Annotated in this window: 15 protein-coding genes; 10 read left to right on the forward strand and 5 right to left on the reverse strand. The window is 40.8% G+C overall.

What is annotated here, in order from left to right; translation table 11 throughout:
- The first annotated feature begins 1 nt into the window (after window position 1).
- The 3 genes from AAW12_RS18880 to AAW12_RS26525 all read left to right on the forward strand — a co-directional run bounded on the left by AAW12_RS18880 (window position 2) and on the right by AAW12_RS26525 (window position 1666).
- On the forward strand, window positions 2-904 hold the full coding sequence (locus AAW12_RS18880; protein WP_046675184.1) for an isoaspartyl peptidase/L-asparaginase family protein: 903 nt from the start codon (window positions 2-4) through the stop codon (window positions 902-904).
- Between the two features lie 105 nt (window positions 905-1009).
- On the forward strand, window positions 1010-1372 hold the full coding sequence (locus AAW12_RS18885; protein WP_046675185.1) for a hypothetical protein: 363 nt from the start codon (window positions 1010-1012) through the stop codon (window positions 1370-1372).
- A gap of 117 nt (window positions 1373-1489) precedes the next feature.
- Window positions 1490-1666, forward strand: coding sequence for a hypothetical protein (locus tag AAW12_RS26525; RefSeq protein ID WP_197084093.1), 177 nt, complete (start codon window positions 1490-1492; stop codon window positions 1664-1666).
- 62 nt (window positions 1667-1728) lie between these two features.
- On the opposite strand, the gene AAW12_RS18890 is transcribed toward AAW12_RS26525, so the two are convergent.
- Complete coding sequence (locus AAW12_RS18890) at window positions 1729-2490, reverse strand: OBAP family protein (RefSeq protein WP_046675538.1); 762 nt, start codon at window positions 2488-2490, stop codon at window positions 1729-1731.
- Between the two features lie 265 nt (window positions 2491-2755).
- Here AAW12_RS18890 and AAW12_RS18895 point away from each other — a divergent pair, with 265 nt between their 5' ends.
- The 3 genes from AAW12_RS18895 to AAW12_RS18905 all read left to right on the forward strand — a co-directional run bounded on the left by AAW12_RS18895 (window position 2756) and on the right by AAW12_RS18905 (window position 9523).
- A complete protein-coding gene (locus AAW12_RS18895) occupies window positions 2756-3784 on the forward strand; it encodes a chemotaxis protein CheB (protein ID WP_046675186.1) in 1029 nt (342 codons plus the stop codon).
- Window positions 3785-3903: 119 nt separating this feature from the next.
- Window positions 3904-9099: a CheR family methyltransferase gene (locus AAW12_RS25695; RefSeq protein ID WP_053003817.1), complete on the forward strand. Its 5196-nt coding sequence runs from the start codon at window positions 3904-3906 to the stop codon at window positions 9097-9099.
- Between the two features lie 28 nt (window positions 9100-9127).
- Window positions 9128-9523 carry a response regulator transcription factor gene (locus AAW12_RS18905; RefSeq protein WP_053003818.1) on the forward strand — a complete coding sequence of 132 codons (396 nt, stop codon included), beginning with the start codon at window positions 9128-9130 and terminating at the stop codon, window positions 9521-9523.
- A 204-nt stretch (window positions 9524-9727) separates the two neighbouring features.
- Here the strand turns inward: AAW12_RS18905 and AAW12_RS18910 are convergent, their stop codons facing one another.
- The gene (locus tag AAW12_RS18910; RefSeq protein ID WP_046675187.1) at window positions 9728-10387 is read right to left on the reverse strand and encodes a hypothetical protein; all 660 of its coding nucleotides are present in this window, start codon (window positions 10385-10387) and stop codon (window positions 9728-9730) included.
- A gap of 444 nt (window positions 10388-10831) precedes the next feature.
- Between AAW12_RS18910 and AAW12_RS18915 the strand changes: the two genes are divergently transcribed.
- On the forward strand, window positions 10832-11197 hold the full coding sequence (locus tag AAW12_RS18915) for a hypothetical protein (protein WP_046675188.1): 366 nt from the start codon (window positions 10832-10834) through the stop codon (window positions 11195-11197).
- A gap of 63 nt (window positions 11198-11260) precedes the next feature.
- On the forward strand, window positions 11261-11644 hold the full coding sequence (locus tag AAW12_RS18920) for a hypothetical protein (RefSeq protein ID WP_046675189.1): 384 nt from the start codon (window positions 11261-11263) through the stop codon (window positions 11642-11644).
- Window positions 11645-11745: 101 nt separating this feature from the next.
- On the opposite strand, the gene AAW12_RS18925 is transcribed toward AAW12_RS18920, so the two are convergent.
- The 3 genes from AAW12_RS18925 to AAW12_RS18935 all read right to left on the reverse strand — a co-directional run bounded on the left by AAW12_RS18925 (window position 11746) and on the right by AAW12_RS18935 (window position 14145).
- A complete protein-coding gene (locus AAW12_RS18925) occupies window positions 11746-12042 on the reverse strand; it encodes a hypothetical protein (protein ID WP_046675190.1) in 297 nt (98 codons plus the stop codon).
- Between the two features lie 219 nt (window positions 12043-12261).
- Window positions 12262-12771 (reverse strand): GtrA family protein, encoded by a 510-nt coding sequence (locus AAW12_RS18930; RefSeq protein ID WP_046675191.1) that lies wholly within the window; start codon window positions 12769-12771, stop codon window positions 12262-12264.
- 477 nt (window positions 12772-13248) lie between these two features.
- Window positions 13249-14145, reverse strand: a complete 897-nt coding sequence (locus AAW12_RS18935) for a helix-turn-helix domain-containing protein (RefSeq protein ID WP_046675192.1) — start codon at window positions 14143-14145, stop codon at window positions 13249-13251.
- A gap of 193 nt (window positions 14146-14338) precedes the next feature.
- Between AAW12_RS18935 and AAW12_RS18940 the strand changes: the two genes are divergently transcribed.
- Window positions 14339-14914 (forward strand): sugar O-acetyltransferase, encoded by a 576-nt coding sequence (locus AAW12_RS18940; protein WP_046675541.1) that lies wholly within the window; start codon window positions 14339-14341, stop codon window positions 14912-14914.
- Window positions 14911-15963, forward strand: coding sequence for an alpha/beta hydrolase (locus AAW12_RS18945; protein WP_046675193.1), 1053 nt, complete (start codon window positions 14911-14913; stop codon window positions 15961-15963). Before AAW12_RS18940 ends, AAW12_RS18945 begins: the two co-directional genes overlap by 4 nt.
- Window positions 15964-16074 lie beyond the last annotated feature (111 nt).

A 16074-nucleotide genomic window follows, 5' to 3' on the forward strand; every position in this document is an offset into this window, starting at 1 on the left:
TATGAAGTTAATTATCCATGGCGGAGCAGGAGCTGATAGTCAGTTTCTTCGCCAACATCAGCGTGAATACTATGATACATTACAGGACATTATTTGTAAGGGCTACCAATTATTGATGCAAGGTGACTCGGCCATCGATGTGGTGAAAGAGACTGTGGCTATGTTGGAGGACATTTACTTGTTCAACGCTGGCAGAGGATCGGCGCTCAACAGCGATGGGAATGTGGAGATGGATGCGGCAATAATGGACGGGAAAACGTCTTCAGCCGGAGCCGTAGCATTGGTTACCAAAGCGCTAAATCCGATTCGATTGGCTGATGCGGTCCGTTCTCATACGCCACATATGCTTTTGGGGGGAGTGGGGGCAGATTTATTTGCAGTTGAACAGGGGCTTGCGACTGAGGATTGCGCATATTTTGTAGTTCCTCATCAGAAAGAGCTTTGGCAGGAGCAAAAGGCGTCAATGGAAATAAATAATCAACTAAAGGGAACCGTAGGAGCTGTAGCGGTAGATGGCAACGGCGATATTGCTGCAGCTACATCCACTGGAGGTATTACCGGTAAACGTATTGGACGCATCGGTGATAGTTGTATTATTGGTGCTGGCTGCTATGCTGATAATCGTTCTTGTGCGGTTTCAGGTACAGGAGATGGTGAAATTTTAATGGGCGAACTTATCGCTTATCAAGTAGCAAATACGTTCCAAGCGACCGATCTTGACCTGCAGGATGTCTGTGAATCTGTCGTTATGAATGTCGAAAAAAGTAAAGGGGACGTCGGTCTGATTGCAGTGTCAAGCGATGGACAGATGGGGGTGGCTTTCAATAGCGAAAGGATGATACGGGCTTGGATGGACGAAAGTAAGAAGCCGCACATCGCAATTTATCAGGACCCATTAAGTTAAAAAATACGGTAATGTAACCTCTATACTTTGTTGTATAGGAAACAGTAAATTGTCGAAGTAGAACCATTGTTTGACCACCTGGGTTCTACTATAAATACGCTTAAAATGGTTTTTAAAATACAAGGATTATATTATCTGATTACTGGACTCTGGCCAATCGTTCACATAAACAGCTTTATGATGCTGACGGGTGAAAAAATAGATCTATGGCTTGTCAAAATGGTGGGTCTCCTTTCAATGGCGGTAGCCATTGGTCTGTTATTCGGGAAAAATAAGCCTGCTAAAATCCTTTTAGGTATCCCAGCCGCATTCGCATTTATGTCGATCGATATTTATTACAATATTACCGATACCATTTCTCGTATTTATTTACTTGACGCATTATTACAGTTTATTATTGTATTATGGATAATGTTATCCTGCTTAATTCATGCAAAGAATTCAGATCGAACTCCGAACAACCAATAAGTTTCTCCGATAATGTGAAGCGTTCGGAGTGCGCGACTATTAGAGTTTGAGCAAATCTGTTCGAAACCAAATGCGATTTACTTTTGTTCCCAAGAAAAAGTAATCAAAAAAATAATTATGAGAGATCCAGAAAAATATTCTGACGAAGAAGATAAAAAAGCCGATAAAGGACAAGAAGAAAAAGTAGAAGAGCGCGAACGTAAAATAGATGAACAGCTCGAGCAGTCCTTTCCCGCCAGTGATCCGCCCTCCTATTCGCGACCGGGAAATGATGATGCCATTGACGACGTCTAATTAGACGTGAGCGACAGAGCAACTTAAAATTGTACCAATACTTTTGATTATCTGAAGCCTATCTAATGCTTATGACGCGCACTATCGGCTTTATGCCCAATGACAAATTGCCGAATATGCCCTTGCTCCCATGCATTTGCCAAAGGATCGACAACATAGTTGGGTATTGATTTGCGGCTTTCCTTTTTCTCAGCAGTAGAGATATGAAATCTTTTGTCCCGATCTTCTATCAAACCTGGTTTGAGTTGGCCATCTTTCGTAAACCCCATCATGACCATTGGAGCGCCTACTGGCAAGCTGCGTTCTTGGTCGGTATGCCAAGTGTGTATCGTTTTACCATAGGTCTTGACCAGTTTTTCCATCAACTGGTATTCTGCCTTTTCGGGTATTCCGGGTGCGATCAGTGTTCCTGATTTCACTTCATGATGATGGGAATGCCACAGCATTTTCTCTTCTGCAGGCAATGTTCGGAACAGTTTCTCGGTTACGATATATTCAACGCCCATGATTTTGGCATCCTTGCCATTTCCGTCAAATATAATCGCCTGATACAGATCATCACTTAGCTGCTGCACGTAATGATGCGCCTCCATCTGTGCATTGATATTGCCATTATAAAAATGAAAGCCGTCTAAGTAAACATTGAAAGCTTTCAATGGACTTTTATCTTGAATGAGGTCGGCAGCCGTTTCCAGCGCCTTATCTTTTCCTGATTTTTCTGTTCCCGGAGTATCGACATTAGAGGCTGTATTATTGCCGCCGCAGGCCCCATTAAGCATTGCTGCCGACAACATAATCAATAAAGAACTAATATTTCCCTTCATAATTTTTAATTTAAAAGTATTCATTAACTGAACAATAATAAAAGAGATATCGTTGGGTCGCTCTTATCTGCATGTTTCCAACTAGCTTTTTACATATCGATAAACTTTTTTACAAGCCCCTCTATTTGACTGCTGTCCAATATTTCGGGAAACAAAATATCAAATTAAGTGGTTCCACTAATAGATGTTTGAGTATATTCGTTTTGTCTTTCAGGATAAAAACAGTATTTATTGCTATCGTTTATGCAAAAAGTGAATTTATACCATGGGAAAACGTAACATTGTAGTAATTGGCGCATCTGCAGGCGGCTTCGATGCACTGAAAACGATTATAAAAGGTCTGCCGCCTGATTTGGATGCTTCAATTTTCATTGTCTGGCATATGGGGACTGACACACGTGGGATATTACCTGAGGTTTTAAATAAGCTTGATACAATTTATGCTGCAAATGCTTACGATAACGAACCTATCAAATCCAACCGCATTTATGTGGCTCCGCCCGATCACCACTTGTTGATAGAAGACGGGCTTGTACGCGTGACTAAAGGACCGAAAGAAAATCGATTTCGACCCGCTATTGATCCACTTTTTCGTTCTGCAGCATATACGTATGGAAATCGTGTAACGGGCATTATTTTGTCCGGAGGTTTGGATGATGGGACAGCTGGGCTTTGGCGTATAAAAAACACTGGCGGTATCGCGGTGGTCCAAGATCCTCAAGATGCAGAGGTGTCTTCAATGCCCGAAAATGCGCTTCGCATTGTAAAAGTCGATTATTGCCTGCCGGTTGACGAAATAGCCGACTTAATTGTAAAGCTTTCGTCTGAGGAGCTTACTGATGATACTGTCCTAAAGGATAAAAAAACAAAAATTGAAATTGATATCGCAGCAGGAGCGAGTCCTTTTGACCGAAATTCATTGGATTTAGGTATCTTGTCGCCGTATACCTGTCCAGAATGCCATGGAATACTTTCGAAAATTGTGGATGGAAAGCTTACACGCTTTCGTTGTCATACAGGACATGCCTATTCGCCGGATACGCTTATTGCCGCGCTTACGCAGAAAATTGAAGATAGCCTGTACAGTGCCATGCGTGGTATGGACGAAAGTGTTTTTTTGATGAACCATACTGGCGATCACTATGCCGAGGTCAACCAGCCTAAACTGGCGGCTATCTATTTTAAAAAAGCAAAAGAAACTGAACAACGGGTGAAGTTGTTGAAGTCAATCCTATACCACCATGAGCAGCTGAGTCGGGGAAAGATAATGGAAGAAGCGGAGAAGGGAACTTAATAATTATTTATTGAAAAACTGATTTCATAACCAGAACATAGGATGCCGACTGACTTCGTAAAGTTGGCGAAAGGATAGGGGTGATCAGGATGGTTAATAGCCTAAAAAGTAAAAAATAAATGAAGAAAAAAGGGAAAGATAATAAGGGGAAATTAAGCGCAGCGGAGCAATTGCAGCAAATACCAACGGATTTTTTAGTAGTCGGTATTGGCGCATCGGCCGGTGGCGTGCATGCTTTGCGGGATTTTTTTAGGCAGGTCCCTAGCAATTCGTTCATGGCCTTTGTCGTCATTTTACACCTTTCACCCGATCATGACAGTGAACTTACGAGCATCTTGCAGCTGGAAACCGAAATGCCAGTTGTACAGGTGCTAGAAAGAACTAAGATTGCTCCTGATCATATTTATGTGGTATCGCCAAGCTGTCATCTCACGATGGACGGAAGCTACATTTCAGTAACAGCCAATCAAGATTTTGAAGATCGGCGGGCACCGGTTGATATTTTTCTTCGAACATTGGCAGATCACTATGGGCCACGCGCCATAAGTGTTATTCTATCCGGGACAGGTGCCAACGGATCCATGGGGCTCAAAAGGATTAAAGAAAGGGGGGGCGCCACCTTTGTTCAAAATCCACGACAAGCTGAATTTAATGAGATGCCACGCAATGCTATCGCTACCGAATTGGTCGATGAGGTGCTTAATGTCGAAGACATTCCAGCGCGGATTGTGGCCTATCGAAATAGCATCGGGTCAGTTCAGATTATCGAAGAAGTGCAGCGGCGCCCTGAGCTTCAGCAGCAGGCGCTTCGCGATATTTTTACACAGCTTAGGGTGCGCACGGGACATGATTTCTCAAACTACAAAAGACCTACACTTTTGCGCCGGATAGAACGCCGTATTAATGTCCACAGTCTACCCGACCTTCCCGCCTACTCGACTTATTTACATGAGCATTTGGATGAAACCCATGCGCTGCTTAAAGACCTGCTGATTTCTGTTACCAACTTCTTTCGGGATAGCAAAGCATTCAAAGTGTTGGAGGAGGACGTAATACCCAAACTTTTTGCCGGGAAGACATCGGCAGACCAAGTACGCATATGGGTAGCTGGTTGTGCCACGGGTGAGGAGGCTTATTCATTGGCAATCATTTGTGCGGAGCAGGCACTCAGTATCGTGGATGCACCAAAAGTGCAGATATTTGCTACCGATATTGATGAATCTGCTATTGCAGCCGCTAGAGAGGGTTTTTACACATTAAACGACGCAGCAGACGTCTCTGCAGATCGTCTTAGACGTTTCTTTACCCGTGACGGCGACGGTTATAGGGTAAGAAGGGAAATTCGCGAAATGATTCTTTTTGCCAATCATAACTTTTTGAATGATCCGCCTTTTTCCAAACTTGACCTGATTTCCTGTCGCAATGTCTTGATTTACTTAAATAGCACAGCTCAGGAAAGGGTAATTGAGACCTTTCACTTTGCGTTGCGACCAAAGAAATTTCTTTTTTTGGGCACTTCCGAATCTGTCGATAGTGCAAGTGACCTTTATACCGCGTACAATCGCGACCACCATATTTTTCAGACCAGAGAGATTACCTTACGCAGTTATCCTGTTCCGGACTCGGTGCCGCAATTTCAATTTTCGAAAGCCGATTTATTGCAGAAGCCCGAGGAAAGGGAAAGCCGCACCCGACGCGGATCCTTCGGTGAACTACATCAAAAAATGTTGGAGCAGTATGCCCCTCCGTCCGTTGTAGTCAATGAAGAGTATGACATTGTACATATGAGTGAACGGGCGGGAAAATACTTTGAATTTGCCGGAGGTGAACCTACCCAAAATTTGCTAAAACTTGTTGTGCCCCAAATTCGGCTGGAACTGCGGGCAGCTCTTTACCAATCTGTACAAAATAAAACAGCTATTGAAGCCCGAAACATCAGATTCTCCATGAACGGGCAGGCTCAATCGCTTGATATCCAAATTCGCCCTGTTTTCGAAGAAGGCGACTCTGCAAAAGGGTTTATCTTGGTTATCTTCAAACCTTCTGAGGAGAGCACGGAGGAAGGAGAGACCCTTATGGTGGCCTCGGATGAACCTATGGCAAGGCAACTGGAGGAGGAACTTGTTGCATTAAAAGCACAGCTTCGAAATTCCATAGAACATCACGAATATCAGGCCGAAGAACTCAAAGCTTCCAACGAAGAGTTGCAGGCGATGAACGAGGAGCTACGTTCAGCAGCGGAAGAATTAGAGACGAGTAAAGAGGAGCTGCAATCCATCAATGAGGAATTGCGCACGGTAAATCAGGAGCTCAAGGTGAAAATCGACGAGACTAGTGTCACGAGCAATAATCTTCAGAATCTTATCAATTCAGCTAACGTAGGCACAATCTTCCTGGATCGGAGTTTCTCCATACGCTTATTTACACCGGCCATACTGGATATTTTTAACTTAAAATCCGGCGACTATGGCCGTCCGGTTACGGACATCACCAATAAATTGCAATACAATGGACTTTTACAGGACGCTGAAACTGTATTGGAAAAGCTCACCATTGTCGAACGGGAAGTCATGACGACAGACAACCGTTCTTTTATGATGCGACTCCTACCGTATCGTACTTCTGAAGATCGAATAAATGGCGTTGTGATCACCTTTTTTGACATTACCAAACGTCGGGAATCGGAGGAAGCGCTACGGCAGTCTGAAGAGCGTACACGTCTTTTAATCGAAAGCGCAAAAGACTACGCTATCTTTACATTGGATACTCAGAGACGTGTAGTGAGTTGGAGCAGTGGTGCACAATTAATGTTGGGCTATTCTGAGTCGGAGATGATGGGAAGGGCTGGCGATATTGTTTTTGTACCGGAAGACCGCAAATCGAAGGTGCCCGAGCAGGAAATTCAGAAAGCTGAAAAAGAAGGCCGGGCAGAGGATGAACGTTGGCACCTGCGCAAAGATGGTTCATTATTTTGGGGATCTGGGATTACCCGCCCATTAAAAGACGAACAGGGCGTAATTATTGGCTTCGTAAAAATAATGCGTGATCTTACCGAGCAACGACGATTGCAGGACGCATTACGTGAATCGGAAGAGAAGTATCGCCTGCAGCTTGAAAAAGAGGTTGAACTCCGGACTGCTGAATTAACCGATAGCAAAGAACAATATACGACATTGGTCGATAATACCCCCGATATTATAACGCGGTGGGACAGACAACTGCGGCTGGTATTTGCAAACAAAGCCTTTGAGCGAAAGTTGGGTGTGAGTATAGCGAGTGTGCTTGATAAAACAAACAGTGAAATGGGCTTGCCTGATGAATTTGTTGTACCATATCTTGTCAGCTTGCGGAAAGCATTCGAAACAGGTGAAACTGTCGAGCATTTTAGTACTTCACATCATGTAGGCGGCGAGAACTATTTTTACTACCGTTTAACCCCTGAAAAAAATGCCGCTGGTGAGGTCGAAACTGTATTGGCCATCGCAAGGGATATTACAGAAATAAAAAATGCCGAGATTGCGTTGAAAGAAAGCCGCGATCTGCTACAATCAATTTTAGACAACAGCTTTATTGCGATGTCGGTACTCAAAGCTGTACGCAACGAGTCAGGCGACATCTTGGATTTTGAAATTCGACTCACCAACAAAGAATTGGACCGGGAAACCGGGCGGACTGACTTAAGTGGTAAGCTATATGCAAAAGAGTTCCCTGGCATTCGCGCCGCCGGCGTTTTTGACGTGATGCTACGTGTTATGGAAACTGGACAAGCCGAAGGATTAGAATATCATTATACCTACGAGGGGTTTGATAAGTGGTATTCCTGTATGTTTGTTAAGATGGATGATGGGCTGGTAGCGACAAATATGGACATCAGCGAACGAAAAATGGCAGAAGAATATGTCCGGAAGTCGGAAGAACAATTAAGAATGTTCGTGACGGCGAGTTCAGATCTTATCTATAAGATGAGCGCCGACTGTAATGAAATGTATGTGGTTGAGAGCAATAATTTTCTACAGGAAATGGGTGTACCGGCCACCCGATGGATGGATCACTACCTTCCGGCCGGTGAGCGAAGCAAAGTACAAAAGGCAATCGACGCTGCTGTTTCGGCGAAAAAACTCTTTGAACTTGAACATCAGATTTTGTTGTCAGACGGCAGTGTTGGCTGGGCCAATTCCCGTGCCGTTCCGCTATTGGACAAAAATGGCGAGATTTTGGAATGGTTTGGTGTTGCCAGCGATATTACAGCACGTAAGTCATCAGAAGATGAAAGAGATAAAAATTATCTGCTCTTACAACAGGCTGAGGAGGTCGCCAATACCGGTACATGGGATTATGATTTGTTGACAAAGACTTTCACCTGGTCGAATGGCATGTATCGTTTATTCAATTTGGAAAAAGGCACGCCGATTTCGCCAACTATCTACCGTGAATATGTCCAGGAAGGCTACTATGCGGCGGCTGAGCGCGTCGCGGCATATATTGAGCAGGGGGATTCCGATTTTGAAGAAGTGCTGGCAATCAAAGTTGGCGACTTATCCAAAGTGCTTAAATTGAAAGCTACTGTAATAAGAGATCAAAAGAGAAATCCATTGCGGGTACTCGGAGTCGATGTTGATATAACGGTAAGCCGGCAGGCGGAAGAAAAGCTACGGCGGATAGAAGCCGAACAGCAACTGGAGATTTTTAGAGTCACCTTGCGGGCGCAGGAGGAAGAGAGGCGCCGAATATCAGAAAGCCTTCATAACGGGTTAGGACAACTGCTGTACGGAATAAAGATTAACGTGACCTATATTAACCGGAAAAAGGCGCTTGAAGATCCCGCGGAGTATGACCGTTCGAAGGCGTTTACCGAAGAATTGATTACCCAGGCAATCAAAGAGAGTCGCAATATTTCACACGAGCTTATGCCTTCGACGCTGGAACAATTTGGTTTGCGGTCTGCGATAAACGATATCGCCGAACAACTGAATGGAAGTGTAAGCTTTCATTGTGAATATAGCGATTTAGGAATTAGGCTGGAGAAATATCTGGAGCTTGCTGTTTTCAGGACTGTACAGGAACTTATGCTTAATGTTGTAAAACATGCTGGAGCTACCTTTGCTCGGGTAAATGTTTCGATCGATAATGACGCAATCTATATTTTGGTAAGTGATAATGGAAATGGGATAAATGAAAAAGAGGAAACAAAGACAGGCATTGGACTAAGTTCCATACGGAGTAAAGTGAAGCTGCTTAATGGTACTGTGAAGATTAATTCAGTAATTGACACCGGTACTGAGGTGATTATAGAAATCCCAATTGGCGCTCTGTAGTCCAAAGACTGCTATTTATAAATTGATTATGAAGATAGGGCTAATCGTAGTTGATGATAATGATCTGGTTAGACAAGGTGTAATAGGTCTTCTTAATGAACAAGAAGACCTCCTGGTGGTTGGGGAGGCGGATAACGGATTTAAGGCAGTGGAATTGCTCGAGAGGGGACTGGAGTCAGATATTGTATTAACTGATTTTAATATGCCCGGAATGGACGGGGCGACGCTAGCGGAAAAGATCCTCCACATATCCCCAAAACTAAAAATTATCATATTGACGATGCACCAGCGAGCTGAATTTGTCGATCGGGCGCGTGCGGCCGGAGCATCCGGATATATGCTTAAAGATGGAAATTTTAACGAGCTCTTTGTTGGGATCAGGAGGGTGTATAGGGGCGAAAAATTCGTCACCGTAGGGTTATAGACCAGCTATATCCGAATGTTTCAACTAAAAAAGATTATGTATGTCTTCCTCTTAATAGTTCGTATTCTTGATAATTGTATGGTGTTGTCTCCAGCCTTTTTGCTACATAACTTCTAGTGTGATTTGTAAATGTTTAAATTTCTGGAAAATAAGTCGTTATAGATAGTCTAAAAGCGGACCTGGCCTCTAAATGATGCGTATTTCCTAATCGTTTTTATAAAATCTAGCCAAATCAAAACCCATTTCTTTTGATAAACCATAATAACTTTTTTCTGAATCTATTTGAAGGTCCTTGTATACCTTACTTCTTTGTTCTGGAAAGTTTCTCAAATTCAATTCTTTAAAACTGTCACTATAATGCTCACCGGCAATTAAATCTTTGCGATCTTGCAGGTAAACGCATTCATTCGCTAATACCTCAGCGTATTCAGCACTCCAGCTTACACCAAATTCATCAGCGTCTTTATATGATGTATCCAGGTTTAGTTCACCTCTTAATAACTTTACCTTACCATCTGATTCACCTATTATTTCAGGAAATTCAATGCTCTTATAATCAATATCAATATGTCCGGCTTTGCCCCAATTTAACCGGTTATTTTTTGAATCTATCCGATAAATAAAAACACTCTCTATCAATGATTCAAGATGCTGAGGCAGTTGATGAGTATCATAAATTCCTTTAAACATTTTAACTAGATGACATTCTTCATAAACATCAAAGTATGATTCCTCATCTTGCTCTATAGATTTTGAAAAATACTGTTTTTCTACATCAAACAAAATTTGTCCAAAAATAAATTTTTTAAATCCTTCTAATTGAAAGTAGAATATATCTCCGTGATTTAGTTTTTCTTTTTTCACAATTATTTTATGGGCATTTAATCAGTTTTCTAAAATAATTAAATTCTTCTCAGAAGTTACGGCATGTCCAGATGCTGTGCTCTAAACCGACCGAAACTAAGTCAAGGTTGCGAACCCTTTTGAGTAAATATAATAAAAGGAAAAGCAAACAGCTTTTCTATTGGTTTGTTAGTTTTAGCCACTTCAATTGAAATGGAGTTATAGGCAATTATAGCATCCAAAATTTCAGCATAATTATCTTCAACAATTGTATTGTCCAATGGTTGTCTTTAGATTTTGACTGGTACCTGTTTTTGTTCATTGCTTTGACATGCTACGATGAAAAACAAAAATGGTATTAAAATGCATACGTTCATAAATCTATCAAATGGTTTAAAAGATGATGCCAAAATGATTTTTTTTCCATAGTACAATTTAGTAAATTCATACATCACGTTTTTATTTATGCTACAGTATTTAACAGACGATCAAATCAGAACAAGGCTTAGACTAGGAAAGTCTGTAGAGCAGTGGCTGGATGATGTCCAGGAAGATGATTATACCATTCTTAAATGGTTAAGTATTGATAAGGAAAACGATGAAAGTTTTTCTGTCGCCTATTTTGAGTGCTTTGATGAGGGTAATGAAAATTTCATGGATATCTATGCGTTTTCATTGATTGATCCTGATGAACCTTTTGGCGTAATTCATACTTTTCCTTCAATCGTTGATGCTTTAGAATTTGCTACATTCACTTATAAAGCATCTTCTCATAGATATATTTCCGCTGGAATGATTCAAGAAGAGTATCGGGATTATATTAAACGCTAATTTCATCGTAGTATTCTTTCGACCTGAGGGAGAAAGGAATAAAGAAGTTGTTCCAATATAATAATGATGAAAGACCAAGATTTATTTGTTAACGAGTTGATCGAGTTGTTTCCGAATTTGAAAGAGGGGCTTTTAGATGAAGATTACAGGACGTCTATTACCTTTCAAATGGGGTGTTTCAAATCGTTTATGCAGGAAGTGATCGTAAAAAATGAAGGAGATAAGTTTGATGCTATGGTAGACTATTTAACTAAGAATTTACCTTTAGTCGATAAGCGGGTTCAAAATGCCATTTATCTAAATTTTTTGGGTAAATTAGATTTTTCTGAAAACCCCGGTTTAAGAAAACCCTTAAGGCAGCAATTAGGTAAAGCCTATACTGATATAGAAAATTATAATAATTCTCCAGCTCGTGATAAGGTAAAGAACTTCTTGAATAAATTTTGATGTTCTTGCTATAGGTAAATATTTGAAGTAGGCACTTGAAAGATGTAAATGATACCCAAAAAAGAAACCATCGCAACACTCAGTAAGAAGTTATCGTTGCCTTATACTCCATCAATTTCGATACTTCCAAATTTTGTGAGTTTTGCCAGTTTGGTATTGAATGATCCATCTGCGACTGAAGATACTTTTTTGAGCGTATTTCCTTCAGAGTCTAAAAATCGTATCTCGGCATTGGGTACCTTTCTTTTTGTCTTAGCTTCAGTGATAATACCTGAAATCGTTACCGAGTCTTGCGAACCGTTCTCGTCTAAATAGCTAGAAGCTTCGTACCAGCCCAATACTTTATTGTTTTCTGTTTTGGGTTTGATGACAGAACAGGATGAGAAACAAATCGTCATTAAAAAGACTGAAATTTTAATAGCCCAGATCAAATTATAGCACCTATCTATGTTTTTCATTTACTTTTTCAACTTCTTTCCTCAACTTTTTCTGGTATTAACCCATACGTTATAATTCTTCTTTGCGGAAGAGCTAAAGAGTGTAAGCAAAAAATCGGTTGTATTTTATCTCTCATCTTGGCAATGCGTTTTTATAATGCTAACCTGATATTTAATTGACTATATTTTTTTTCTAAATGAAAAAACCTGTTGCAATACATAGCTGAAAACAGAAACTAATACCGTCGTAAGTAACGCGGAAGGAGTCGGATAGAAATGAAGTTTTTCAACAAAGAATTTGATACAGATATAATTCAAGACAATACATAGCAATACAACGAGAAAATATCTGAACAGATGTATCCTCCTTTTACGATTTGCTTGTTGACTAAAGACAACATACATATTTAAATAAAATCCCAAGGGAAAGGTAATCAGGAAAGCCACTATAAAAGCTGCAATATGTGGAGTTACCTCTAATGTTTCAGTAAATTGTATAATTTTCTTTCTAAAAATAAAATTATACGATATGAAATAAATGAAGATGTTTAGGGCAGCCACTCCACCACCACAACTTGCATACCTAAATGTTTTGATTGGTATAAAATGAAATAAAATTTTATGGATGTAATCCAATATTGTTATTATTAGATCTTTAGCGACTAAATGAAGTTTTCTTAACAAAATCATATATTATTTCGAGCTGTCTTTTTAGACAGATGCAATACTAGCGTTTTATTTTAATAATTTTCCTTTTATACCAAAGTGAAGCTAAATTTTTAAAACTTATTGGAATAGCTTCGGTTGTCTAGCAACTATTCTAACATTAACTAGCTTTAAAGCAAACAATAGTAGCGCTTTAGGTATTTCGCACTACGTAATTCACGCAGGAATTTATATTAATGATGGAACTGCAATGACAGAGTGCGGATATGAAAGCTACACCAGCCAAATTATGTTGGAGGAAATCTTCATTACAGTAGGCTTATGCAATTTTCGATTAACCTGTTTAGTGGTCGGATCCGGTCCCTGTTAATTCCGACATTGATTTAGCTCTTTCTCACGATGGAACCATTTCTTCCACCAGTATTTCCACCGTTGTTGGTGTCTGTATTTTTGTAGAAGCCGTAGGCCCCAGATCCTCTTGCATTACAGTTTTTGGATTTATCAATTTAAATTCCTATACTCATTCGGTGTAACTCCCGTTTTTTGTTTAAAAAGGCGGGTAAAATGCTGCTGATATTTAAAGCCTAGTTCACTGGCGATTTCGTTAATGCTTTTGGAATGATCAAAGATTCTTTCTTTCGCTTCATCTATCAATTTAGCTTGTATGTAATCCAATGCTGTGCTTCCTGTTTCCTTTTTGATAAGGTCTCCGAAGTAATTCGGAGAAAGATGTAGCTGATCAGCGCAATAACTGACCGAGGGAAGTCCCAGTAAAAGTGTTTTGTCTGATTTGAAATAGTCATTCAACAACTTCTCAAACCGTACCAGAATATCACTATTGACATTGCTTCTTGTTATAAACTGCCGGTCATAAAAACGCTGGCAATAATTTAACAAAAGCTCAATATTGGAAACGATCAATGTTTTGCTATGCTTGTCGATATTTTGATCAATTTCTTCTGCTATTTTTTCAAAGCAATGCACAATGGTTTTGCGCTCCTTTTTGGATAAATGCAGTGCTTCGTTCACCTCATAAGAAAGAAAGGTATAATCTTTTATATGCTTTCCCAGATTGGTTCCTTTTATAAAGTCGGGATGAAAGACAAGTCCATACCCGGATGGCTTTATGGCAACACCTTTACTGTCAATTCCATAAATCTGTCCGGGCGATACAAATACCAATGTTCCATCTTCATAGTCATAAGGCTGACACCCATACCGCATATCGCCACATTTAATATTTTTCAGAAATACAGCATAAATGCCCATATAACGCCGGAAATTTTGAACAGTTGGTATTTCATTGAAATTGACGACACTGACTAGCGGATGCAAGGTGTCTACCCCCATGCTGTCATTGTACTGATTGACCGTATCATATCTTTCGACCTGCTCCATAACATAATAAATTTGAATTCAAATCTACTAAACCTCAATCTGTTTTTCCCATGATCGGGCGTAATCTGTAAAACTGGTAAATAAATCCGTATCCTGTATAAACAATCAACCTGGTTAAAAGAAGAAATTTGTATAACCATGGTGGAGGTAAACTATACTCCATATGATGGTGTTTCTTAAAATTACTTTAAATATGGAATCAAACCCCACAGACATTTTTCAGCGGTTACGAAATGGAGAGATGATATCGTCCAATGATCCGCAAGCCTATAAGATGCTTGATGCCGCACACGCGACAAAAGAGCTCCTCGTTCAGATGAACAACAGTGTGGATCCTACAGAAGTTAGAAGCTTTCTAAGCCAGATAACAGGCCGCGAGATCGATGAAAGTGTTACTGTTTTTACTCCGCTTTATATCAACTATGGTAAAAATACCCATATAGGAAAAAATGTGTTTATCAATTTTGACTGTACGTTACTGGATTTAGGAGGCATTACAATTGAAGATAATGTACTCATTGCTCCGAAGGTCAGTATCTTATCAGAAGGGCACCCTATAGCCGCAGCAGATCGGCAGTCTCTGGTCCCCGGGCGTGTCCATATTAAAAAGAATGTCTGGATCGGTGCAAATGCAAGTATTCTTCCGGGCGTCACCATCGGTGTAAATGCTATAGTGGCTGCAGGTGCGGTCGTAACAAAAGATGTTCCCGATAATACGATAGTGGGAGGCGTACCGGCAAAAATTATTAAATCAATCGAAGATAAATGAAACAGAGAACCCTAACTATACTTATGATCATGGCCGTTTTTACACAGGCATTCAGCCAGACCAAATCAGGTAATAAATTGAGCAAAATGAACACAGCAACAGAACACTATACCTTCGAGTTAAGTAATAAAGTAGTCCGTGAGAAAGTGAGTTTTAAAAACCGTTATGGGATTATATTGAGCGGAGATCTTTACCTTCCCAAAAAACAGGGGATTGAGCCATTAGCCGCAATTGCCATTAGCGGCCCATTCGGAGCGGTAAAAGAGCAGTCTTCAGGATTGTATGCCAACCAAATGGCAGAACGTGGCTTTGCAGCTTTAGCATTTGACCCCTCTTTTACGGGAGAGAGTGGCGGGGAACCTCGCGCCGTTGCTTCGCCCGATATCAACACGGAAGATTTCAGTGCGGCAGTAGATTTCCTCGGGATACAGAGAAATATTGATCGAAGCAAAATTGGGATCATTGGTATCTGTGGATTTGGAGGCTTCGCATTAAATGCGACTGCAATCGACAAAAGGGTAAAAGCGGTAGCGACGACCAGCATGTACGATATGACGAGGGTCATGTCGAAAGGTTATAATGATGCTGTTACACGAGAAGATCGTACAAAAACATTGGAACAATTGGGCGAGCAACGCTGGAAAGATGCGGAAGCAGGAAGCTTTCACGCCGGACCACTATTAAATCCCGAAAAACTGAAAGGCGATGAACCACCGTTTGTGAAAGATTATTACGATTACTATCGCACAGCAAGAGGGTTTCATGAACGTTCACTTAATTCAACGGGAGCATGGAATGCAACGAATGCATTATCGTTTATGAATATGCCCATATTAACCTATATCAAAGAGATATCGCCAAGGCCGCTTTTGATCATTGCAGGGGAAAAAGCGCACTCCCGTTATTTTAGCGAAGATGCTTTTAAAGCTGCATCTGAACCAAAGGAACTACTTATTATCCCGAATGCTGTCCATGTTGACCTATACGACAGGACTGATGTAATTCCTTTCGGCAAGTTGGAAACATTCTTTAGGGAATATTTAAAGTAAAAGATGTGAGAAGATGCCTTTTGACAATCCTAGGGTGGATTTCCGTTCTGTGTAGCAGCTTTGGCCTCTGCATGGGGAACGGAGAATGTAACAGTTACTTTGAATGGACAA

The sequence above is a fragment of the Sphingobacterium sp. Ag1 genome (genome assembly GCF_000988325.1).
Lineage (GTDB): Bacteria > Bacteroidota > Bacteroidia > Sphingobacteriales > Sphingobacteriaceae > Sphingobacterium.

Coding starts and splice junctions, on each gene's coding strand:
- AAW12_RS18925 (WP_046675190.1), bottom strand. CDS start 12,042: ATGACGATTTGTTTCTCATCCTGTTCTGTCATCAAACCCAAAACAGAA.
- AAW12_RS18915 (WP_046675188.1), top strand. CDS start 10,832: ATGCTACAGTATTTAACAGACGATCAAATCAGAACAAGGCTTAGACTA.
- AAW12_RS25695 (WP_053003817.1), top strand. CDS start 3,904: ATGAAGAAAAAAGGGAAAGATAATAAGGGGAAATTAAGCGCAGCGGAG.
- AAW12_RS18930 (WP_046675191.1), bottom strand. CDS start 12,771: ATGATTTTGTTAAGAAAACTTCATTTAGTCGCTAAAGATCTAATAATA.
- AAW12_RS18885 (WP_046675185.1), top strand. CDS start 1,010: ATGGTTTTTAAAATACAAGGATTATATTATCTGATTACTGGACTCTGG.
- AAW12_RS18940 (WP_046675541.1), top strand. CDS start 14,339: ATGGAATCAAACCCCACAGACATTTTTCAGCGGTTACGAAATGGAGAG.
- AAW12_RS18880 (WP_046675184.1), top strand. CDS start 2: ATGAAGTTAATTATCCATGGCGGAGCAGGAGCTGATAGTCAGTTTCTT.
- AAW12_RS18890 (WP_046675538.1), bottom strand. CDS start 2,490: ATGAAGGGAAATATTAGTTCTTTATTGATTATGTTGTCGGCAGCAATG.
- AAW12_RS18905 (WP_053003818.1), top strand. CDS start 9,128: ATGAAGATAGGGCTAATCGTAGTTGATGATAATGATCTGGTTAGACAA.
- AAW12_RS18895 (WP_046675186.1), top strand. CDS start 2,756: ATGGGAAAACGTAACATTGTAGTAATTGGCGCATCTGCAGGCGGCTTC.
- AAW12_RS18945 (WP_046675193.1), top strand. CDS start 14,911: ATGAAACAGAGAACCCTAACTATACTTATGATCATGGCCGTTTTTACA.
- AAW12_RS18920 (WP_046675189.1), top strand. CDS start 11,261: ATGATGAAAGACCAAGATTTATTTGTTAACGAGTTGATCGAGTTGTTT.
- AAW12_RS18935 (WP_046675192.1), bottom strand. CDS start 14,145: ATGGAGCAGGTCGAAAGATATGATACGGTCAATCAGTACAATGACAGC.
- AAW12_RS26525 (WP_197084093.1), top strand. CDS start 1,490: ATGAGAGATCCAGAAAAATATTCTGACGAAGAAGATAAAAAAGCCGAT.